General features: G+C 48.0%; 20 protein-coding genes. 13 read left to right on the plus strand and 7 right to left on the minus strand.

All coding sequences use genetic code 11. The features are described from left to right. Nucleotides 1–274: 274 nt before the first annotated feature. On the plus strand, nt 275–1,717 hold the full coding sequence (locus Dpoa569_RS09535; RefSeq protein WP_042870563.1) for a serralysin family metalloprotease: 1,443 nt from the start codon (nt 275–277) through the stop codon (nt 1,715–1,717). Between the two features lie 282 nt (nt 1,718–1,999). Here Dpoa569_RS09535 and Dpoa569_RS09540 read toward each other — a convergent pair whose 3' ends face one another. Both Dpoa569_RS09540 and Dpoa569_RS09545 read right to left on the minus strand, forming a co-directional pair. Next, on the minus strand, nt 2,000–3,868 hold the full coding sequence (locus Dpoa569_RS09540; protein ID WP_042870561.1) for a potassium transporter Kup: 1,869 nt from the start codon (nt 3,866–3,868) through the stop codon (nt 2,000–2,002). A gap of 181 nt (nt 3,869–4,049) precedes the next feature. After that, nucleotides 4,050–4,298: a hypothetical protein gene (locus Dpoa569_RS09545; protein WP_042870560.1), complete on the minus strand. Its 249-nt coding sequence runs from the start codon at nt 4,296–4,298 to the stop codon at nt 4,050–4,052. Between the two features lie 296 nt (nt 4,299–4,594). Between Dpoa569_RS09545 and Dpoa569_RS09550 the strand changes: the two genes are divergently transcribed. From Dpoa569_RS09550 to Dpoa569_RS09580, 7 genes are all read left to right on the plus strand, one after another. Beyond that, a complete protein-coding gene (locus Dpoa569_RS09550; protein ID WP_042870558.1) occupies nt 4,595–5,599 on the plus strand; it encodes an acyltransferase in 1,005 nt (334 codons plus the stop codon). A 198-nt stretch (nt 5,600–5,797) separates the two neighbouring features. Continuing rightward, nucleotides 5,798–6,241 (plus strand): hypothetical protein, encoded by a 444-nt coding sequence (locus Dpoa569_RS09555; RefSeq protein ID WP_042870556.1) that lies wholly within the window; start codon nt 5,798–5,800, stop codon nt 6,239–6,241. 5 nt (nt 6,242–6,246) lie between these two features. Further along, complete coding sequence (locus Dpoa569_RS09560; RefSeq protein WP_042873906.1) at nt 6,247–6,807, plus strand: RNA polymerase sigma factor; 561 nt, start codon at nt 6,247–6,249, stop codon at nt 6,805–6,807. Nucleotides 6,808–7,185: 378 nt separating this feature from the next. Next, nucleotides 7,186–8,031, plus strand: coding sequence for an HAD-IIB family hydrolase (locus Dpoa569_RS09565; protein WP_042870554.1), 846 nt, complete (start codon nt 7,186–7,188; stop codon nt 8,029–8,031). A 19-nt stretch (nt 8,032–8,050) separates the two neighbouring features. Then, nucleotides 8,051–9,277, plus strand: a complete 1,227-nt coding sequence (locus Dpoa569_RS09570; RefSeq protein ID WP_042870553.1) for a glycosyltransferase family protein — start codon at nt 8,051–8,053, stop codon at nt 9,275–9,277. A 299-nt stretch (nt 9,278–9,576) separates the two neighbouring features. After that, entirely contained in the window at nt 9,577–10,326 is a 750-nt protein-coding gene (gene ydfG, locus Dpoa569_RS09575) for a bifunctional NADP-dependent 3-hydroxy acid dehydrogenase/3-hydroxypropionate dehydrogenase YdfG (protein WP_042870551.1), read from the plus strand. A gap of 188 nt (nt 10,327–10,514) precedes the next feature. Next, nucleotides 10,515–10,868: a DUF1283 family protein gene (locus tag Dpoa569_RS09580; protein ID WP_042870549.1), complete on the plus strand. Its 354-nt coding sequence runs from the start codon at nt 10,515–10,517 to the stop codon at nt 10,866–10,868. A 90-nt stretch (nt 10,869–10,958) separates the two neighbouring features. On the opposite strand, the gene bioD is transcribed toward Dpoa569_RS09580, so the two are convergent. From bioD to Dpoa569_RS09595, 3 genes are all read right to left on the minus strand, one after another. Further along, complete coding sequence (gene bioD, locus Dpoa569_RS09585; RefSeq protein ID WP_042870546.1) at nt 10,959–11,630, minus strand: dethiobiotin synthase; 672 nt, start codon at nt 11,628–11,630, stop codon at nt 10,959–10,961. Nucleotides 11,631–11,778: 148 nt separating this feature from the next. Then, nucleotides 11,779–12,996, minus strand: coding sequence for a sugar metabolism global transcriptional regulator Mlc (gene mlc, locus Dpoa569_RS09590; RefSeq protein WP_042870544.1), 1,218 nt, complete (start codon nt 12,994–12,996; stop codon nt 11,779–11,781). A gap of 117 nt (nt 12,997–13,113) precedes the next feature. After that, nucleotides 13,114–14,028, minus strand: coding sequence for a LysR family transcriptional regulator (locus Dpoa569_RS09595; RefSeq protein WP_146411280.1), 915 nt, complete (start codon nt 14,026–14,028; stop codon nt 13,114–13,116). A gap of 138 nt (nt 14,029–14,166) precedes the next feature. Between Dpoa569_RS09595 and Dpoa569_RS09600 the strand changes: the two genes are divergently transcribed. Both Dpoa569_RS09600 and tus read left to right on the plus strand, forming a co-directional pair. Beyond that, on the plus strand, nt 14,167–15,417 hold the full coding sequence (locus Dpoa569_RS09600) for an MFS transporter (RefSeq protein ID WP_050569439.1): 1,251 nt from the start codon (nt 14,167–14,169) through the stop codon (nt 15,415–15,417). 184 nt (nt 15,418–15,601) lie between these two features. Beyond that, on the plus strand, nt 15,602–16,528 hold the full coding sequence (gene tus, locus Dpoa569_RS09605) for a DNA replication terminus site-binding protein (protein ID WP_042870539.1): 927 nt from the start codon (nt 15,602–15,604) through the stop codon (nt 16,526–16,528). A 3-nt stretch (nt 16,529–16,531) separates the two neighbouring features. Here the strand turns inward: tus and fumC are convergent, their stop codons facing one another. Beyond that, a complete protein-coding gene (gene fumC, locus Dpoa569_RS09610; protein WP_042870537.1) occupies nt 16,532–17,929 on the minus strand; it encodes a class II fumarate hydratase in 1,398 nt (465 codons plus the stop codon). 178 nt (nt 17,930–18,107) lie between these two features. On the opposite strand from fumC, the gene manA reads away from it, so the two are divergent. The 3 genes from manA (at nt 18,108) to add (ending at nt 22,251) form a co-directional block, all read left to right on the plus strand. Then, on the plus strand, nt 18,108–19,292 hold the full coding sequence (gene manA, locus Dpoa569_RS09615) for a mannose-6-phosphate isomerase (RefSeq protein ID WP_042870535.1): 1,185 nt from the start codon (nt 18,108–18,110) through the stop codon (nt 19,290–19,292). Between the two features lie 56 nt (nt 19,293–19,348). Continuing rightward, on the plus strand, nt 19,349–20,902 hold the full coding sequence (locus tag Dpoa569_RS09620) for a YdgA family protein (protein ID WP_042870533.1): 1,554 nt from the start codon (nt 19,349–19,351) through the stop codon (nt 20,900–20,902). A 329-nt stretch (nt 20,903–21,231) separates the two neighbouring features. Then, nucleotides 21,232–22,251, plus strand: a complete 1,020-nt coding sequence (gene add / locus Dpoa569_RS09625; protein ID WP_042870531.1) for an adenosine deaminase — start codon at nt 21,232–21,234, stop codon at nt 22,249–22,251. A 77-nt stretch (nt 22,252–22,328) separates the two neighbouring features. Here the strand turns inward: add and Dpoa569_RS09630 are convergent, their stop codons facing one another. Then, the gene (locus Dpoa569_RS09630) at nt 22,329–22,787 is read right to left on the minus strand and encodes an SgcJ/EcaC family oxidoreductase (protein WP_042870528.1); all 459 of its coding nucleotides are present in this window, start codon (nt 22,785–22,787) and stop codon (nt 22,329–22,331) included. Nucleotides 22,788–22,798 lie beyond the last annotated feature (11 nt).

Below are 22,798 nucleotides of genomic sequence, written 5' to 3' on the forward strand. Positions count from 1 at the left end.
ATTTCCCAGGCTGTTGGGAAAGCGTAATGCGTCATTAAATTCGCTGATTAGAATAATTTCTGACGCTGACGATTTAATGGCGAGATATATCACAGATAAAGCAGTGGAGTGCAAAAACAACCACTAAAGGTATTAAACAGGGTGGTATCACTATATCACTATCCTGTTTAATAAGATTTCTGCGGAAATCTTATTAATAATGTCATTCTGACAGAGCTTTGCCTGCTCTGAATAACAATGACAACATTCTGTTATGTTATCTCTGGAGGATTTTATGGAAAAAAATCTGCCGTTACGTCAAATTGATGCTCAAAACGCATTATCGGCAAATGCCAGTAGTACGTATAATTCCATTTATGATTTCCTGCATTATCATGATCGGGGCAATAACCTCACTGTCAACGGAAAAGTATCTTATTCTGCTGAACAAGCGACGTCGCAAATTACCCGTGAAAATGTTAGCTGGAATGGGAACAATGTATTTGGAAAATCAGCTAGTCTAACATTTAAGTTTTTGCAATCGGCCAGTTCAACTCCGGCTGGCGATACCGGCTTTGTGAAATTCAATGCAGAGCAGGTGGCGCAAGCGAAGTTGGCTCTGCAATCATGGTCAGATCTCGCAAATCTTACCTTTACCGAGGTGACGGGAAATAAATCAGCCAATATCACTTTTGGTAATTATACACGTGATGCGAGCGGCAATCTGGACTACGGCACTCAGGCTTATGCCTATTATCCGGGCAATTATCAGGCGGCTGGCAGCACCTGGTTTAACTATAATCAGTCTAATATCCGTAGTCCGGGGGCCGAAGAGTATGGTCGCCAGACATTTACCCATGAAATCGGTCATGCACTGGGTTTATCTCATCCTGCTGAATATAACGCGGGTGAAGGGGATATCAGTTACGAGAATAGTGCTGCCTATGCGGAAGACTCCCGTCAGTTCAGCATCATGAGCTACTGGGATGTGGAAAGTACCGGCGGCGACTTTAGAGGTCACTATTCTGCCGGCCCGATGATCGATGATATAGCGGCGATTCAGAAGCTATATGGCGCCAATATGACCACTCGCACTGGTGATACTGTGTATGGCTTCAATTCCAATACTGATCGTGATTTCTATACCGCGACTGGCAGCAACAAAGCGTTGATGTTCTCGGTATGGGATGCGGGTGGCAACGACACGTTTGACTTCTCCGGTTATAGCAGTAACCAACGCGTCAACCTCAATGAAGGCTCGTTCTCGGATGTTGGCGGTCTGAAAGGTAATGTATCGATTGCACATGGCGTGACCATTGAGAATGTGATTGGTGGTTCCGGCAACGATCTTCTGGTGGGCAACAGCGTGGCTAACGTACTACAGGGTGGTGCGGGCAATGATGTGCTGTACGGTGCCGCTGGTGCAGATACTCTGACAGGTGGCGCTGGCCGAGATACTTTTGTCTACGGTAGTGGTCAGGATTCCACCGTATCATCTTACGACTGGATTACTGATTTCCAGAAAGGCGTGGATAAAATTGACCTGTCTGCGTTCCGCAGTGAAGGCCAACTGAGCTTTGTGCAGGACCAGTTCACGGGCAAAGGGCAGGAAGTTATGCTGCAGTGGGATGCGGCTAATAGCATCACCAATCTGTGGCTGCATGAAACTGGCCACAGTTCGGTCGATTTTCTGGTACGCATAGTCGGTCAGGCGACACAGGCTGACGTCATCGTATAATGAACGCCTAAAAATATCGTTCAGGGCAGTTCATCTGCCCTGTTTTATCATTTACATAGCATAGCGATGCGGTTTACTAAGATCATCGGCAGGTCGTTATGTTATTTTAGTTACAACATACAATAATCCAGCATACAACTTACCGGATTAGCATCTACGATTTAATCGTCGGACAGGAAGGTTTATCCGGGCTTACACGCAAATGCGTCACTCTGTTCAGCAAATGCCATATCAACGGTATGCAGGGGAGCAATTTCCCCTGCATAATGAAGTGTGAAGTGATTAGATGGCGATACGTCGGCCAATTTCGATTACCTGGTCGCCTGGCAACTGGTAATACTCCGTGACATGCAGACTGTTTCGCATCATCCAGGCAAACAGGTAGGACTGCCAGTGAGGCAGGGCATCGGTACCATCCTTGGCGACAATAGATTCATGGCCAATATAATAAGTCACTGACTCATGGTCGGTACAATTTTGTAACGGCGGCGTTTGTTTTAGCAACTCAGGAATATTCGGTTTTTCCATAAACCCATAATAAGCTACACCTTGCCAAAACCCAGGGTGTTTCTCTATCAAAACCAGCTTATCTTCCTGTCTTACCCTTGGTACATCAAGAACCTGAATTGTAAGAGAAATGATTTTTTCATGTAGTGCGTGGTTGCGCTTAACATGCCAACGCATGACTGGCGGAGCTACATTCTGCACACGGGTCAGAAATATGGCAAAACCTGGCACACGTGAAATCCCGTTCGCGGGTAACGACGACAAAAATTCGTCCACCGATTGTGTTTTTTCCACCACGGTTTGTGAAACACGAGTCGCGCCTCGACGCCAGATAAACATGATGCCGAAAATCAGAATGGCCAACAGCAGCGGAACATAGCCGCCATCGAATACTTTCAGCATATTGGCAACACAAAACCCTACGTCAATAAAGATGAAAACAGCAGTAATGCTCAGGCTCAGCAGCCGATTCCAGTGCCAGATTTTCCTCATTGCCATATACAGTAGCAGCGTGGTCATCAACATCGTAATAGAAACTGCAATACCATAGGCAGCGGCTAGCCGCTCTGATGACCGGAAAAAAATGACCAGACTCAGCGTCACTGCCATCAATAGCCAATTCACGGTTCCCAGATAAATTTGGCCATAGCTTTGCTCTGCAGTTTGGGTGATCTGCATCCTGGGAAGCCAGCCTAACTGAATAGCCTGACGAGTCATCGAGAATGCACCGGAGATAATCGCCTGGCTGGCAATGATGGTGGCCAGGGTTGCCAGTACAATCAATGGCATTTGTAATGATGGTGGGCATAGACGATAAAAAATATTATTGCTGACATCAGCACCGGATAAAATAAACGCAGCCTGACCTGCGTAATTGAGCAGCAGGCAAGGCAGGGCGATGACATACCAGGCAATCCAGATAGGTTTGCGGCCAAAATGGCCCATATCGGCATACAGTGCTTCCGCCCCGGTGACACACAAAAATACTCCGCCCAAAATTAACAAGCCGATATGTCCATGGGTGACGAAAAACATCAGAGCATAAACAGGGTTCAACGCCAGGAGAACGGTTGGATAATTAATGATGCTTCTGATCCCCAACAGTGCCAATACGGCAAACCACAGCAGCATCACCGGAGCGAAAAATTGACTGATTTTAGCTGTGCCCAGCGGCTGAATGGCGAAGAGCAGAACCAGCAAAGCCAGTGTCAACGGCAGGATGTAGTTGGCGGTTTCGGGCAAGGCCAGTTCCAACCCTTCCAATGCTGATAGCACCGAGATCGCTGGCGTAATCGCGCCATCACCGTAGATAAATGCCGCGCCGAGCAGACCGGCGGCAATAATCCATTTCTGACGTTTGGGTTGGTTACTCTGTAGCAATGACATCAGTGCCAATACGCCGCCTTCACCTTTATTGTCGATCCGCATAGCGAATAGCGCATATTTGATCGATGTAACGATAATCAGCGTCCAAAACAAGGTAGAAAGCAGGCCCAGGATAGTGTCTGGCTGCGTGGTATCGTTAGCTAATTCTATTACGGTATTGAAGGTATAAAGTGGGCTGGTACCTATATCGCCAAAAACAATGCCCAGGGCGGAAATAGCCAATAATCCTGGTGATTTTTCTTGCTGTGTATGAGTCATATGCACATCCAGGTGAAAAGTTGGAATCAGGAAAACAGCTGTATAATCATAGTGTATGATGGTTATATTTATCTGGCTGTGACAGCACCGTAATTCTGCATAACATGAGAAAATATAAAGAAGCGTAAAGTGATGCGAGGTGCAGTAAGGTGCAGCCTGGGGACGATGTGGGATATTTGAGTCAGAACAGCACGATGCCGTTACCATTGAAGCTGGTGACGACACGCCAGACCGGTTTTTTGTGCATAAAAATGACTAACTGACCGGAGGGGCCGAACAATGGCGGAGTACCACTGAATGTAGGGAGATTGAATTTCGCACCGTGATTGCCCCATATGAGCCAGATCACATAACGGCGGATTCTGTCAGACAATGCTGGTGTACAGTCGAACTGCTGGCTGGACTGGTTGGGCAACACTACTTTGCTCACGATTCTGTCAGTAGTGTGTTTTATGCGTGGAATGCTATTTCTACTGTGATATGATTAATCTATTGTCCCATTAGGATTATTTCAATTGTCATTTTTTAATCTGGGTAGTCTCCAATATATTCGCACGCTATGGATTACTCTCGACGTTTATCCATTGAGTTGGACAATTTTCTTGTCGCTGGCTCAATTTTTGTGCATTAGCTACGGCACGAATGCTTATTGATAGAGACCGATTCAAATAAAAAATAACATGTAGCTTAATTTTATGGAATATATAACAAAGAGAAGTTAATAAAATGGAATGGCTCTATATAGCTAGAATTGTAGCAACTTTTGCTGTTATTGTTTTACATGTCTCTGCTTATACTGTGAGTTTGGCCGATATTGGGAATTTCTCCTGGTGGACAGGAAATATCTATGATTCACTAGTGCGTTGGTGTGTCCCTGTTTTTATTATGATTAGTGGGGCGCTATTGCTTTCTCCTGAAAAAATTGAAGATCTATCTTATTTTTATAAAAAAAGAGTAAGTAAAATATTTTACCCCCTATTGTTTTGGTCTGTTTTTTTTATTTTATGGGGGATTGCAAAGGCAAAATTCAATGGTGGCGGAGAAGGGGATATACTAAAAAACATGATGAATGGAAGACCTTATTATCATATGTGGTTTTTATATATGATAATAGGTATATATATATTCACTCCATTCATCAGAACTCTGGTGATTAATACCAGCGAAGATAAATTGTTGTTTTTTATCTTTTTGATGTTTGTCTTTTGTTCTTTGACTGATATGTATAATTTTTTCACCGGAAATAATAACCCGTTATTTACCAGTGAGTTTATTTATTACATTCCTTATTACGTTTGTGGGCACTTAATTGCGAAAAAAAACACAACCAAACCTCTTTCATTTCATATTTTATTATTCTTTTTATCATTTGTCTTAACTTGTGTTTGCTGTTATTTATTATCATCTGCATCAGGAAAAGAGGCAGGCCTCTATTTTTATAATTACTTAAGTTTTAATGTTATTATTATGTCAATTTCCTTTATGTGGATTTTGAAATCCTGTCATTTAAATAACGTTCACAATGATAAGTTGAAATTTCTATCCGATATTAGTCTGGGTGTGTATTTAATTCATCCTGTTTTTATTGAGATTTTTTATTATCTGGCCGCAAAACGGTGGATTGACCAATCTATCTTCGCTATACCACTGATGTCTGTTATTGTTTTCTTTTGTTGCATGATTTCAGTTCTTTTTATAAAGAAAATTCCTTATCTAAGGAGAGTGGTGTGATTTTCAGCATTCTCAAAAACCAGAAATACAAGCTCAATGCTTCGGGACACTGAGCCTGCTCATATGGCGGGATATGCGTCTATATCCTGCACAGTCATCTCATTTTTGGTGTTTTTCAAATTCTCAGCAATATTTCTCTCGCCCATTCGTCTACTACATCACAAGGCATGATTCATTAGTCTAATGGGGTAAAACACGATGAGAGGTATTGATATGCGCAAGCACGGTCATGGATTTAGTGGACACCGGATGGCGAAGCCGTTGCTGATGGCAGGCGGGTTGTTTGTATTGCTGGGACTGCTGGTTATGTCTCTATGGAATACGTTGCTGCCGACGATAGTCGGTGTGAAAAGTATTGATTTCTGGCAGGCACTGGGAATGTTGGTTCTGAGTCGCATCCTATTCGGCGGTCTGGGATTTCGGCCAGGAATGTTTGGTATGGTGCGTGAGCGTCGCCGTATGCACGAACGTTGGATGCAAATGACGCCTGAACAGCGCGAAGAATTTATCCAACAACGGCGCGAAGGTTTTGGTCGTCGCGATCATCGTGATCACTGTGGCTGGCATGGGCATCGTGATGATAAGGTCGATTCTCGATCACAGGCGACAGATTCTACCCCCCAAAAGCCTGAAGCTGAGTGAGCGAAATGAAAGCCGAAATGGCGGGGGAGTCGTTACTCATTTCAGCAATTAAGGCCTGTCGGTCGCGGTTGATAGCCTTTATCCGTGGCCGTATGGCGGAACGCGATGATGCTGACGATATCTTGCAAGAAGTCACCTATCAATTGATGAAAGTGGAACAGCCGGTGGAGAACGTCGCAGCTTGGTTGTTTCGCGCTGCACGTAACGAAATGATTGACCGTGCACGTAAAAAGCACGAGCTACCGCTATCCGGATATTTCACCAGGGATGACGAGGACTTCCCTGAAGATGAACTGGCGGAAACGTTGTTCGGCGTACCACAAACACCGGAAGATGAGTATCTGAAAGCGTTATTGTGGGACGAACTGGACGCCGCTTTATCTGAACTACCATCTGCACAGCGTGAAGTGTTCGACAAGACCGAGTTGCAGGGCTACAGCTATAACGAGCTGGCGAAAGAAACGGGCGTCAGTGTTCAGGCGTTATTATCACGCAAACACAAAGCCGTTCTTTACCTGCGCACGCGGCTACGCAGTGTCTATGATGCGTTGTTAACAGAGAGTTAAAACAGCAACCAGATCGCCGGGTGAGGGATCTGGAATTACCAATGAACACGATAGTACATCTGCAGATTTGTTATTTAACATAATATACATTATGCGAACCAAGATAAGGTCAGGTGGGTTCTGACGTCCGGACTGGTTAAGAGTCTTCTTACTTGCTTGCTTGCCGTGCATCATAGACTCGACAGTAATTGCGTTTTAGTGGGTTTCAACGACCACGTTTTGGCTGAGTTTGCGAAAACGGTGATCTATGCCTAGGCTTAACAAAGCACTCAAATAATTCACATGAAAATAATCAATCAGTGACGCTTTGTCATCTAGCCGCATGTCAATTTTTCTTGCATCCCACTCTGAATAATCTGCATAGCTACAGGAGACGAAATGCTTGAATTGACTAAAAATTGGGTTATTTTCACCGATCTTGATGGCTCATTGCTGGATCATGGCACCTATCAATGGGATGACGCTCAACGGTGTCTTAATCGATTACTGTTCCATCAGGTGCCAATTGTTATGACAACCAGTAAAACTTCGGCAGAAATCACGTCGTTGCAGCAGGATTTAGGTTTATGGGAAATGCCTGCTATTGCGGAAAACGGCGCGCATATTCTGTTGCCGACATCCTGGCAGATTGGATTGCATTCATCGCTTTCACCGATTTCCCTTACCTACCCCGATTTATGCCAACAGTTGAACGTACTGCGCGAGCAATACGGTTTTCCATTCTATGGATTTTCCGATATGGATGATGCCGCTGTGGCAGCTGTCACTGGCCTTACGCTGCAACAAGCCACGCTGGCTCGCCAACGTACTGCCTCAGAACCCTTGCTCTGGCAAGGAGATGCCGCATCGCTGGAAATGTTCAGGAAATGTTTGGCCCAAAAGAAATTATCGTTGACCGAAGGTGGTCGTTTTTTTCACGTGATGCATAAAGACGTCAGTAAAGGCGCAGCAGTAAATCGATTAATACAACATATCAAATCAAATATTGAATCGATGAGTCGCCGGTCCTTGGCCACTATTGGTTTAGGCGACGGGCCAAACGATGTTTCTTTTTTGAAATCAATGGATTATGCAGTGATCATTAAAGGGCCATCCAGTAAAAAAGTGACATTGTCACCTTTTGGGGGGAAGGAAATCTACTATACCCAGGCTGCCGGCCCGGCTGGCTGGAGTGAAGGCATAACCTATTTTTTCGGTCGTTATGAGACCGGGTTACTTGATTGACAGGGGAGAAACAGCGGCTATGAGTGAATTCTATCAGGATGGTATTATCACCAACTTTCATAACCTTACCCGGCGCAGCATAGAGGAACTGGAGTATGAGTTACAGGTATTTTCCGGTCAAAGTAGTATGGGGCTGATCCTCCCTTCCCTTTACTCCGAGCTGGAAGGACCAGCGCTGGATAAGATTGTCGATATGCTAGCCCAGGTGCCTTATTTGTCTGAGATTGTCATCGGTCTTGATCGGGCAGACCGCGATCAGTTCCTGTTTGCCCGGCAATTTTTCTCCCGCCTGCCACAACGGCATCGTATTTTGTGGAATGACGGCCCACGTATGACTCGGCTCAGCCAGGAACTGACGGACATGGGGTTAGCACCAATGGAACAAGGCAAAGGTCGCAATGTCTGGTTTTGCGTTGGTTATACCTTAGCATCACGCCGTACTGCGTGCATTGCACTGCATGATTGTGACATTGTCACTTATGATCGCGCTATGCTGGCACGCCTGCTCTACCCGATTTCTAACCCTAATTTCCACTACGATTTCTGTAAAGGCTACTATGCACGGGTATCAGAAGGAAAATTAAATGGCCGCGTTGGGCGCTTGCTGGTGTTTCCGCTGCTGAAATCGTTGCAAAGCGTTTACGGTAATTCAGACTATCTCGAATATATGCGCAGTTTCCGCTATCCGTTATCCGGTGAGTTCGCTATGCGCAGCCACGTATTGCGTAATCTGCGTATTCCGAGTGATTGGGGATTGGAAATCGGCATGTTGTCGGAAATCCATCGGGGGACGGCAACCAGCCGTATCTGCCAGGTGGATATTGCCGACAACTATGATCATAAGCATCAGCCCATGTCGGAAAACGATCCCAATTCCGGACTACAGCGTATGGCGATGGATATCACCAAAGCGTTATACCGCAAACTGGCGATTCAGGGTGTCAGCATTACTACTGACTCATTTCGGGTACTGCGAGCGACGTATTACCGGACTGCGCTGGATATGATCGACTCGTTTGAGCATGATGCACGTATGAATGGATTGCACTTTGATCGTCATACCGAAGAATCGGCAGTAGAACTGTTTGCTGATGTCATTACCCAGTCCGGACAGGCATACATCGAAAGTCCGGGTGATAAACCGTTTGTACCTAGTTGGAACCGGGTTCAGTCAGCATTTCCTGATATTCTGGAGCGGCTGTACGATGCCGTTGAGGCAGATAATCAGGAAATTAGTGCGCAATAACACCTGTGACAAATCTATTTTAGCCAACCGTAATCTCTGCCCGATATGGTGCCTGCAAAATAGTGCAACGCGGCATCCGGTCTGCGATACATACCGAAAAAATCAACGCTGACATAGAGATAGCCTCGGCGTTGAGATATGCTGATTTTCATTATGGTGTTACAGGCAGGATCTTCGTGATAACGTGGCGCACGCTATAGCGATTTTGTGTTTAAACGAAATTGTGTTTAAACGAAATATGGTGTTTAAGCGAAAGATCGCTGCCAGGCATTGCAGTCAGGAATATGAGGAAAAAACGCATGATTATTTTCGTTACCGGCGCGACGGCGGGCTTTGGTGAAGCGATTACCCGGCGGTTTATCAAAGAAGGTCATCAGGTTATCGCCACGGGGCGTCGTCAGGAGCGTCTTGATGCATTAAAAGCTGAGTTTGGTGCGGCGCTTTTCACGCTTTGTCTTGATGTGCGTGACCGACAGGCCATTGAACAGGCCATCGCAGCCCTGCCTGCCGAGTGGCGCAACATTGATGTGCTGGTTAATAACGCTGGTCTGGCACTGGGGTTGGAGCCGGCTCACAGAGCCAATGTTGACGACTGGGAAACCATGATCGATACCAACAATAAAGGGCTGGTATTTATGACTCAGGCGTTGCTGCCGGCAATGGTGGAGCGCAATGTCGGCCATATCATTAATATCGGTTCTACTGCGGGAAACTGGCCTTATCTCGGCGGAAATGTCTATGGTGCCAGCAAGGCGTTTGTGCGTCAGTTTAGTCTGGGGTTGCGGACTGATCTGTCCGGGACGCGGGTGCGTGTGACTAACATCGAACCGGGGTTAGTCGGCGGTACGGAATTCTCCGCCGTGCGCTTTAAAGGGGATGAGGCTAAGGTTAACCAGACGTATGACAAATCTAACCCGTTGACGCCTGAGGATGTGACGGAAGCGGTGTTCTGGGTGGCAACACTGCCGTCCCATGTCAATATCAACACCCTGGAAATGATGCCAGTAAGCCAGACTTACGGTGGTCTGAAGGTTAATCGAGACGAATAACACGCTGTTTATCTAAGTGTTTTGTTCAATATTCAGCATCTTGCCGACATCGCGGATTCAGGGACGAATAACTGAACGGTTGGCAGTTATAGCTTGTTGATGTCAGCGGATGCTATCGTTACCGTAATGAGCTTTTGGATATGCCAACACTGTTTTCATATTTACAGTAATTCTTGTCTGGGTGAAACATGCAGAAAAAAACACGTAATTTACTTCTTATTGTATCGTCGCTGTTTGGCTTGAGTCTCTTGTCATCAGCACAGGCGGCACAGCACATTGTGATTGATAATGGCAACAGTGCATTATCTAAAGAAGCCGCTCGCCAGAGCAGCGAGGATTGGAACGAAACACGCACGTTGCGTAATAAGGTCAACAAACATCTCGAAAAACGGGTCGATAAGGCAGACAGAGATTTCGACAAAGCTGATATGGCGCAGGCGCTTGAAGAGAAATGCAAAGCCAGCGCTAACTTCAACGCGTACTGGGAACCCAGTTCGTCACGTTGCCTTGACCGTCGTTCCGGTCGCCCGGTAACGCCCTGATTTCTCATCATCACATCAGGCGTTGTGCCCAGTCAGGAGAATGATCAAGGGGGATTCGTTCCCCCTTGGTGCGGGAAAGCCGGGCACCGGTTAAAATGACTGTCTAATTGCGGAAAGATCAATATAAGCAGATAAGTCCCGTTGTTCAGCGCGAGGCAAATACGGTAGCTCGCCTAATTGAGGCGCCGGGATTTTTTCGCGCAGAGCATGGATGATTTCGGCATAGTTGGCCAACCCTGGGTTGATACGGTTCGCAACCCAGCCCACCAAAGGCAATCCATCGTTAATCACCGCTTGTGCCGTCAGCAGCGCATGGTTGATACAACCCAGTTTGATCCCAACCACCAGGACAACCGGCAATTGTTCCTGAACAACCCATTCAGAATAAGTCTGTAAGTCGTTCATCAACGTACGCCAGCCACCGCTGCCTTCTACGACAACCATATCTGATAACCCGCCGAGTTGATTCAGCCCTTCAGTCATGGCGCAGTAGTTAATCTCTTGTTCACTGGCACTGATTTCATCTTCCGGCAGCGATATAGGATTGACTTGCAGATAAGACAGCGGGATTGATGAAGCTTCCTGCAGCACCAGCGCATCTTTGTTACGCAGCCCCTCTTCCGTCTCCTTACAGCTCTTGGCGACAGGTTTATAACCCACCACAGTTTTGCCCGTTTTCGCCAGCGCCTGTAATAACGCCTTCGATACCACTGTTTTTCCAACGGCAGTATCCGTTCCTGTAACAAACATACGCTTTAACATGAAAACACCACTCCGGCAGGCCCCACCTGAAAAAATAAACCTCAAAAAAACTTACTGATGAAACCTGAAGTCTAGGGGATGGGCAGCCGGAGCAGCTTGCGTTAGCGCAATGTTTTGTCGGTCAGCGGAGACACCAGGTTATTTGCTGTTAGCCCTGCATCAGTTTAATCAACAACGCGCCGCTATAGAGCGCATCCTTGATGAGCGCTGCACCGGGTACGGTTCCCTGATTGTAGAAATGGGTTGACGTAACTTTCAGGTGATGACTGTAGGCAGGCAATGCCTGGCGACGAACACAGTCGATGATGGCGGGATATAAAATATCGGCGGCCTGATTCAATGGCGAACCGATCAGAATTTTTTCCGGATTGAACAGGTTCACCATGATGGCGGTAATGCGCCCCACATTATTACCGACATCAACAATAATATCTTTTGCCAGTTGATCATCTTTTAGCGCTGCATCGCACAGTGATTCGACCGTTAACGGTGATCCATGCAATAGCGAACTCATTGAACCTTTCAGGCGCTGTTGCGCCAGTTCCAGCATACTTTCAATGCTGGCGACAGTTTCCAGACAACCGTGATTGCCGCAGTAACAGCGTTTGCCGTAAGGATCAACCTGGGTATGACCAATTTCCACCAGTGTTCGGCTACCAGCATGTAAGATGCGGCCACCAGTAATGATGCCGGCGCCGACGTTATGGTCGATCACTATCTGGATGACGTTTTGACAACCGCGTGACGCGCCGAACAGCGCTTCCGCCATGGTCCAGGCACAGATATCATGTTGCAGATAAACGGGTACGCCGGTGCGCTTTTCCAGTGCCGGACCAATCGCCATGTCTTCCACGGGGTAGAACGGCATACGATGAATAATGCCTGTGGACGAATCCACCATGCCAGGTGATGTGATAGCGATAGCGGTCAGCCGTTCCAGCTTGCGTTGATGGCGGATGAAGAATTGATCGATTTCAGCCAGGATGCGGTCAAGCAACGGTTGGGGATGTTCGCTCGGTAAATTAACCTGTTCTTCTACTACCAGATGGCCGCTGAGATCGCGCAGAGCCAGTGTCATCATCTGGTTGCTGATGCGTACGGACAGATAGTGCCAGGCTTCGGTATCCAGCACCAAACCGATAGCCGGGCGACCACGGCTCCCCATTTCCTGATACTCGGTTTCTCGTACCAGATGGGCCTCCATCAGTTCACGTACAATTTTGGTAATACTGGCAGGAGCAAGCTGGGCCTGTTTTGACAACTCAATGCGGGAGATGGGGCCATATTCATCGATCAACCGATAAACGCCACCTGCATTCATCTGTTTGATTTGATCGATGTGTCCCGGCTGGCCACTGACAATCACGGTGAAACGGCTCCTGCGATAAGGCGTAATTCGGTATTTTTTACGCTGTAAAATAAAAAACTGCGGCTATGGTGGGGCTTTTGTAAATAGCCGTCAAATATTTGATTCGATATGTGATTAACCGCACATATTTTTGCCAGTATTCCCCAGCATAAGTGTGATGAGTGTCTGAGCAGCAGTGTTAAGTGGTCGCTGCTGGTGAGTGACCAGCCACATTTCACTGATAGCATCTTTTTCCTGTAACGACAGGTATTTGACGCCATCTATCCGGATTCGGCGGAATGAAGCAGGCAGCAGCGATACCCCTAGCCCGGATGACACCAGACCGATAATGGTCATCGCCTCGCCGACTTCCTGTGTGATGTAAGGTGTAATGCCGTATTTTTTGAGTAACGTCAGTACCTCGTCGTAGAGAGCGGTTCCCACTTTCCTGGAGAAAAATACGAACGGTTCGTTGGCCAGTTGCCGGATACTGATGTACCCGCCGGGCGCTGAGGCCAGAGGGTGTTCTTCATGTACCACCGCAACGATGGGTTCATGCAATAACAACTGATGACGTAGTGTTTCTGGCAGCGGATTGTTGCGCATTACGCCTAAATCCAGCTTGCCGTCGAGTAGTGGTGTAATTTGTTGCTTAGTGTTGATCTCCAACATCTGGATATGCACGTCGGGATAACTTTGGCGAAATTGCAGCAGACTGCGCGAAACCTGTTTGACAAAAGGTGCGGACGAGGTGAAACCGATATTAAGCTCCCCTATTTCCCCACGCTGAATACGTGCAGCGCGTTCCGCTGCCTGGTTAACCTGACTGATGATGCTCCAGGCTTCTTTCAGAAACAGTTCGCCTGCCTGAGTCAGGCGCACATTGCGGTTGTTGCGTTCCAGCAACTGAGCGCCTATTTGTTCTTCCAGCGCTTGTATCTGCTGACTGAGTGGCGGTTGGGAGATATGTAGCTTTTCAGCCGCTCGGCCAAAATGAAGTTCTTCGGCGACGGCAATGAAGTAGCGTAAATGCCTGAGTTCGATATTCATATTTATAAAGTATCAATATTAATAATTAATATATTATACAAAACAATTGGGCCAATTCTATGATGTGGTCACTGATGTTGATGCCGTATTTTCTCCGGATAAGGATTGATTTTGAGTACCCCGATGTCTGCACAGGGAATGTCCGTTTCTGTCACTGACGATATCCAACCCCAACGAAACACCCGCGTTCCCGTTTACAAAAGTCCGTTCATCAAGCGAGGTTCGCCATCATTCATTCGCGTTACGCTGGCATTGTTCTCCGCAGGTCTGGCGACATTTGCCTTGCTGTACTGCGTACAGCCAATATTGCCATTGCTGTCGCAGGCTTTTGACGTATCCCCGGCAACCAGTAGCCTGTCGCTTTCTGTCTCCACTATCACTATGGCGATTGGTCTATTGTTTACCGGCCCGCTCTCAGACACCATTGGCCGCAAAAATATCATGGTGGTATCGCTATTGCTGGCTTCGGTCTTTACCCTGATTGGTTGCATGATGACCAACTGGGCCGGGCTGCTGGTTATGCGGGCACTGGTCGGTTTATCGCTCAGCGGTGTGGGGGCGGTGGCAATGACCTACCTGACCGAGGAAATCCACCCCAGCGTGGTGGCATTCTCAATGGGGTTATATATCAGCGGTAATTCAATTGGCGGTATGAGTGGTCGCTTATTGACCGGGGTGATTGCCGATTTTTTTGGCTGGCGTGTATCCATCACTTGCATTGGTATCGTTGCGTTGCTGGCCTCACTGGCATTTTGGCGAATTCTGCCGGACTCTCGCCACTTTCGCGCAGGCTCGCTACGCCCCAAAACGTTGTGGATCAATGCTCGCTTACATTGGCGCGATGCTGGCTTACCGCTACTATTCGCCGAAGGGTTCCTGCTGATGGGATCTTTTGTGACGTTATTTAACTATATTGGCTATCGCTTGCTGGCGGCTCCCTACAACCTGAGCCAGACGGTGGTGGGGCTGTTGTCGGTGGTCTTTCTGACGGGGAGTTATGCTTCTCCGCGCGCCGGTGCGATGATCGCGCGTTTTGGTCGTGGACCGGTGCTGGTCGGCAGTATTGCTTTGATGTTGTCTGGATTGCTGTTGACCCTATTTAGTTCACTTCTGCTAATGTTTGCAGGGATGATGCTATTTGCTGCCGGGTTCTTTGCCGCCCACTCCGTCGCCAGTAGCTGGATTGGACTGCGTGCGTTGCGAGCCAGAGGACAGGCCTCATCACAGTATCTGTTCTGTTATTACCTGGGGTCGAGTTTAGCAGGGACATCAGGGGGATTCTTCTGGTATCACTATGGCTGGACTGGTCTGGTACTGTTTCTGTCATGTTTGCTGATGCTGGCATTATGGTTGGGGGGTAAGCTGAACCTCCTGAAAAACAAGATCTGATCGTTATCCATCACTGTTCATTCCCCACCGAACTAAGAGCCTATCCCCCAATAGGCTCTTAGTTCGGTGGGTTTTCCCTCGTTTCTGCATTTATCCGTGCTGTTAAGCGAATATGAACATCAGTTGTTAAACTGAGCGTTTGGGATAAAATAAAAGTATGTTGTAACTAAAAAGCGATTTGATTATGGCTGCTTATGATTTGATTGAGCGTATGAATCATTGCTTCTCGATGCTTGAAGCAAACCTGGCCCAATTGCACCAACTTTTTCTGACATTTCATTTTACCGGCGGACGTATCTTCACCCTTCCCCCTATAGAGAAAGGCACCGAACATGATCCGATCACGCATATTTCTGTTACGCCGCGCGTCGGTGAAGAGGCCCGTGATCATGGTTTACAACATTTTCGCCATTTATTTATTCACCATCATGCTGAAACCATCAGCAGTAAGGCCGCAATACGTCTACCCGGCGTCTTATGTTTTAGGGTTAATCACGCAGAATATTTGCAAGCTCACCAGTTAATCACAGAGATCAATACCCGAAAAAAAGAGCTGGAACATATCATTACGGTAGAATCAGGGGTGGAGCCGGAGCAGCGTTTCGATTTTGTTCATACACACCTGAAAGGACTGATCACGCTAAGCGCTTATCGTACCATTACCCTGTTGGTTGAACCCACCTCGGTACGGTTTGGCTGGGCGAATAAGAACATTATCAATAATATCACCCGCAATGCATTGCTGGAAAAACTGGAGAAAAGCCTGCGTGCAGGACGCAGCCAGGCACCATATAGTAAAGAGCAGTGGGCATCGCTGCTGGAGCAGGAAATACGTGACGTAAAACGCCTGCCGGAGCAGGCATCGCTGAAAATAAAGCGACCGGTTAAAGTGCAGCCTATCGCCAGAGTCTGGTATCAGGAAGCACAGAAGCAAATACAGTATCCCTGCCCTTCACCATTGTTGGTGTTATGTCATCAAGACACCATGCCAGTAATGGGCGAATTGAACGACTACGATGCCGACAACATTCAGCATCGCCATCGACCCAAAGCCAAACCATTACGGCTATTGATACCCCGGCTGCATCTTTACACCGATGATGGAGCCTGAGCGTTATGACGTCATGCTGCCGACCATATTCTCCGGGCGTACCCATTGGGTAAATTGTTCGTCGGTGAGGTATCCCAGCTTCAACGCGGAGGCTTTCAACGTCAGGCCCTCTTTGTGCGCTTTTTTAGCAATTTCCGCCGCTTTGTCATAACCAATGTGTGGATTAAGCGCGGTTACCAGCATCAGCGACTCATTTAACAACTGGGTGATGCGTTCACGTTTAGGCTCAATCCCGATAGCACAATGATCGTTAAAACTTTTCATGCCATCAGCCAGTAATCGTACCGACTGTAGGAAGTTGTGAATCACTATCGGTCGGAACACATTCAGTTCAAAGTTGCCGGATGCGCCACCCATGTTTACTGCCACATCATTTCCCATCACCTGACAACACAGCATGGTCATCGCCTCACACTGCGTAGGATTAACCTTGCCAGGCATAATCGAGCTGCCCGGTTCATTTTCCGGAATAGCGATTTCACCAATCCCACAACGTGGCCCGGAGGCCAGCCAGCGGATATCATTAGCCATCTTCATCAATGATGCGGCCACCCCTTTCAACGCACCGTGAGCATGGACCAACGCATCACAAGTCGCTAATGCTTCGAATTTGTTTGGTGCGGTGACGAATGGGTGACCGGTCAGTGTCGTTAATTCCGCTGCCACACGTACAGCATATTCCGGGTGCGTATTTAACCCGGTGCCGACTGCAGTGCCACCTAACGCCAGCTCGCACAGATGTGGAATACTGTTATCAATATGACGCAGGCCATTCGACAACATCGCTACCCAGCCTGAAATCTCCTGCCCGAACGTTAGTGGCGTCGCATCCTGCAAATGGGTTCGGCCAATTTTGACGATATCGGCGAACTGCGCCGCTTTATCTGCCAGTGTGCACTGCAGCACCTTCAGTTCAGGAATCAACTGTTCCCGCACCACAGTGACCGCCGCCACATGCATAGCCGTGGGGAACACATCGTTAGAACTCTGGCTTTTGTTGACATCATCATTTGGGTGAACCAATCGTTCATTACCCCGTACGCCCCCCAGCAATTCGCTGGCCCGATTCGCCAGTACCTCGTTCATATTCATGTTGGTTTGAGTACCAGACCCCGTTTGCCAGATAGCCAGCGGAAACTCGTCGGCATGATGACCACTCAGTACCTCATCGGCCGCCTGAATGATGGCATCACCTTTATTGGCCGCTAATAATCCCAAATCCATATTAACGCGAGCCGCCGCCCGTTTGGTCTGTGCCAACGCGATGATAAGCGAACTGGGCATTTTTTCTTCCGAAATACGAAAATGCGCCAGTGAACGCTGGGTCTGCGCGCCCCACAGATGTGCTGCGGGTACTGCAATCGCTCCCATAGAGTCTTTTTCGATACGCATGTCTGACATGGTTTTCTCCTTTACAAAACAAATCATTTTCAGATGAGTGCGAATTTTTACCCTTCCGGAATCATGGCATATAAGGGATTAGCATAACGGGTATTAAAGATGGAGCAGTCTTTATGGTCTGACTATCCGCCGTTATCGTTACATGAATTAACAATCCGTTTAATGGCAGGAAAACATGATGCAAAAAATGCGCAACAGCGTGCAAAATTATGCTTGGGGTAGTAAACATGCGTTGACTGAGCTGTATGGGATTGCGAATCCGGACAATCTGCCAATGGCTGAGCTATGGATGGGTGCCCATCCGAAAAGCAGTTCCCTGCTGCTCGACGAACAAGGGAAAACGCACAACCTGCGGGAGTTGATCAATAGCGACCAGCCCGGTTTTCTGGGCAGCGCGGTCGCTAAGCGCTTTGGCGAGTTGCCTTTCCTGTTCAAAGTATTATGTGCTGAGCAGCCCTTGTCGATTCAGGTCCATCCGAATAAATCTGCCGCCGAGGTAGGGTTTGACCGGGAAAATGCCGCCGGCATCCCGCTCGACGCCCCCCAACGCAATTACAAAGATGCCAACCACAAACCAGAGCTGGTTTTCGCACTCACCCCTTATCTGGCAATGAATGGCTTTCGCGAGCTGGCGGAAATTGCTGCTCTGCTACAACCATTGGTCAGCGCTCATCCGGCGATCATAAAATTTCTGTCACGCCCAGACAGCCAGACGCTGACCACCCTATTTTCCGGACTATTGAGTATGAGCGGCGAGCAGAAAGCATTGGCCATCGCCAAACTGCAACAGGTGCTGGATAACCAGCATGGTGAGCCTTGGGATACCATTCGATTTATCGCGCAGTTTTATCCTGATGATGGTGGCTTGTTTTCCCCGTTATTGCTCAACGTAGTCACGCTGCAACCGGGTGAAGCCATGTTTTTGTATGCAGAAACCCCACATGCCTACCTGCATGGCGTCGCACTGGAAGTTATGGCCAATTCAGACAATGTCCTGCGCGCCGGTTTGACGCCCAAGTATATTGATGTTCCCGAATTACTCGCCAATGTCCGTTTTGAATCGAAACCTGCTGCATCATTGCGCACCTTACCGATAAAAACCGCCAACGAACTGAATTTCCCTATCCCAGTCGATGACTTTGCCTTTTCACTGCATTATCTTACGGATGTGCCGCAGATACTCAGCCAACAGAGTGCGGCAATTGTCTTTTGCGTTGAAGGTCAGGCGGTGCTGGAACGTGGGGCACAGCAGGTCAGATTGCTGCCAGGCGAATCATGCTTTATCCCTGCCAACGAATCCCCGGTACAGGTTCAGGGAGAAGGCCAGATTGCCCGCGTCTATAATCAGCCTTTAATGGTATAAAGCCATATATTCCCCTATAAGGGGATGAAAACCATTAATTAACAAGGAAATATAACGTGGCCAAAAAAACAGTTGTAGCCGCTGGCGTTGTTATTGCACTCGCCGCGGCCTGGGGGGGTGCCTCCTGGTTTACTGGCAAACAGATTGAACAGCATATTGGCGAAGTCACCGATAATCTGAATAACGAATTGAAAAGCAACTACCCGCAGGCAGGCATCAAGGTAACATTTCGTGATTATCAGCGTAGCATTTTCAAAAGCCAGGTAGATCTGGTTTTGCAGTCAGACGGTTCCAATGCCAGACAGCATCTGTTGGGCGCTAATGAAGAAGTGGTATTTAACGCGACGGTGTTTCACGGTCCCTTTCCTCTTACTGCCAGCCAGTTTAGCCTGAAACCGGCGCTGGCTTCGGTGCACGCCGAGTTGGCCAACACCGAATCAGTAAAAGCACTATTTGAACTGACCAAAGGCAAGCCGTTCATCAGCACTAATAGCCGCATCAATTACAGCGGTGCCACCCACTCCGCTGTTACACTGGAACCGCTGGACGTACAGAATCAGGAGATGAAGGTCAATTTCAGCGGCACGACACTGCTGCTGGATATGACCAGTGACCTGCGTGCTGGCAAAGCGAGCGGTACTGTCAGCAATCTGACGCTGGAGAAACCTAATCCACAGGGCCAGAAAGAAAAACTGACGCTACAGGATTTGACGCTGAACAGCGATACCCACAAAGGTAAATTCAGTCTCGATGTCGGTGACGCCAGACTAACGCTGAAAAAACTGGCGCTGGACGTTCAGGGGGGTGATAACCTGACGTTGAATGATTTCGCGTTAGCCAATCACACCTCGGAAGATGACGCCAATCTGGCCGGACAGATGACAGTGTCGCTGGGTGCTGCGCTGTTCCGCGATCAAAATCTGGGGTCATGGAATATAAACGTCAGTTTCTCCGGGTTGGATGGTAAAGGTACCCGTCAATTCATGACCGAATACCAGAAAAACCTGCAGTCGATGTTACAGAATATCGACCAGACCACACCGGAAATCTACGATCAGCAACTGGCAGCGTTGGTTTTGCATAATCTGCCGCAACTATTGAAAGGCAATCCAAGCGTCAAAATCGCCCCATTCAGTTGGAAAAATACCAAAGGCGAAAGCACGTTCACGCTGGCGCTGGATTTAACCGACCCCTTGCAAAAAGGTGCCGCGCTGACCGGCAATCCCTCCGACGAAGAAGCGATTATCCGTCAATCGGTTAAAAATCTGGATGCGCGTCTCAATGTGCCGTTGGACATGATTACCGAGTTGATGATACAGATAGCGCCGAAGGCCACTTCTGACGAAGAGAAGAAACAACTGGAGCAGATGGCGCGTCAGCAGACGCAACTGATGGCTAACATCGGCCAGATGAGCCAGGTTACCGTGACGAAAGACAACACGATCACCAGTTCGCTGCAGTACAACGACGGAATGGTGACATTCAACGGACGTAAGATCCCACTGGCGGAATTTATCGCGCCGTTTATCACGTTGCCGGCAGAGAACGTGCCGGAAGAAGGCGACGACTCTCAGGAAGAGACCCCGCCAGACACACCAGTCAGCCCATAATCGCTCACCGGCGCCCGATCCGGCGCCGGATTCCCTTCTACCCGACGCTGCACATTCAGATATCGTCGTCTCAATACTCACTTTCTGTTTTTAGGTATTGGTGTACACCACGTTATGCTATTGCGCAGGCAAGAATAACGCGTTTATGCTAACGCTGTGTTATGTCAGTATTGGTACATGGATTTCTTTATATCAAGTGGGCGGTTTTATTCTGGCATTACTACACCGCAAGTTATCAGCCCTGGCCTTTCAGGGTACAGCAGCGATAGCCAGCGTGATGAGGATTACCGCCTGACTAATGGACTTTTCTAATAAAAAACGAGTAAAACATGATTGTTCCGCACATCCCGCTGACGGATATCCATCGCCATCTCGATGGTAATATCCGCCCTCAGACCATCCTTGATTTAGGCCGCCAGTTTAATATCGATTTGCCCGGCCATGATCTGGCCTCTCTGCTCCCCCATGTCCAGGTCGTCGATAATCATGAACCCGATCTACTCAGTTTTCTGCAAAAGCTGGACTGGGGAGTAGCCGTGCTGGGGTCGTTGGATGCCTGCCGCCGGGTCGCTTATGAAAATGTGGAGGATGCTATCCGCGCCGGGTTGGATTACACCGAACTGCGTTTTTCCCCCTACTACATGGCTCTCAATCATCAATTGCCGATGGAAGGCGTGGTTGAAGCCGTAATCGACGGCATCACCGCGGGTTGTCGAGACTATAACCACAACATCATGGTTCGTCTGATTGGTATTATGAGCCGAACTTTTGGTACTCATTCCTGCGAACAAGAGCTTGACGCGCTGCTGGCACACAAAGACGGTATTGTTGCCATCGACCTGGCAGGTGATGAACTGGGGTTCCCCGGTGAGTTATTTACCACCCATTTTGCCCGTGCCCGCGATGCAGGCTGGCATATTACCGCCCATGCAGGTGAAGTTGCCGGGCCGGAGACTATCTGGCAAGCAATACACCAGTTGGGAGCTGAGCGAATCGGCCATGGTGTTACCGCTATCATTGACAGTGCACTGATGGAATATATGGCAGAACACCAGATTGGCATCGAATCCTGTTTGACCTCTAACCTGCAAACCAGCACGATAAAAGCCATGAACGAACACCCACTGGTGCATTTTCTGCGTCATGGTATTCCAGCAACGATCAATACCGATGACCCGGCGATTCAGGGCATCGACATCCGCCATGAATATGATATTGCCGCCCCACAAGCTGGCCTGTTACCGGAGGATATTCGTCTGGCACAGGAAAACGGGTTGCGTATAGCGTTTATTTCCGAACAGGAAAAACAGCTATTACGTCAGCGGGCACAGCAACGGCAAGCGTTATAATAACGTGTTTAGGGCTGACATAAAAAAAAGCGGATACCCAAAAAGTATCCGCTTTTTTTATGTCGGCAACAACGCTATTAGTCTTTCGGCTGCACAGACGAATGATGGCTGGAGATTAACCATTTGCCATCTTTGTATGCATAGGTATAGGTGTAACGTGCTTTAGCCTGTGATTTATCGCCAAAGGTGAAAGTATAATTACCGATATCCAACGCTTCATTACAACCCATCTTGATAACACGGTTATCAATTTTACCAACAGGTTTTTTCGCCAAAAAATGCTCGAAATAATCAATGCGCTCAGCACTTGTAGTACGCATTTTTCCAGACAGCGTCGGTAATAATACCGCGTCGGTCGCATAATTGGCGTTCACTTTGCTGGCATCGCCAGTCTGCAGCGATTCATTCCAACGGTCAAATAAACTGGCGATAGTTTTTTCGTCAGTATTAACACAGGTTTCGGTATTAGCTGCGTAAGCCTGAGAAGTGACAACAACACTAAGCAAGCCCAGAGATAACAAAGCTTTTTTATACATTTATATCCCTC

It is taken from the genome of Dickeya poaceiphila (assembly GCF_007858975.2).
GTDB lineage: Bacteria > Pseudomonadota > Gammaproteobacteria > Enterobacterales > Enterobacteriaceae > Dickeya > Dickeya poaceiphila.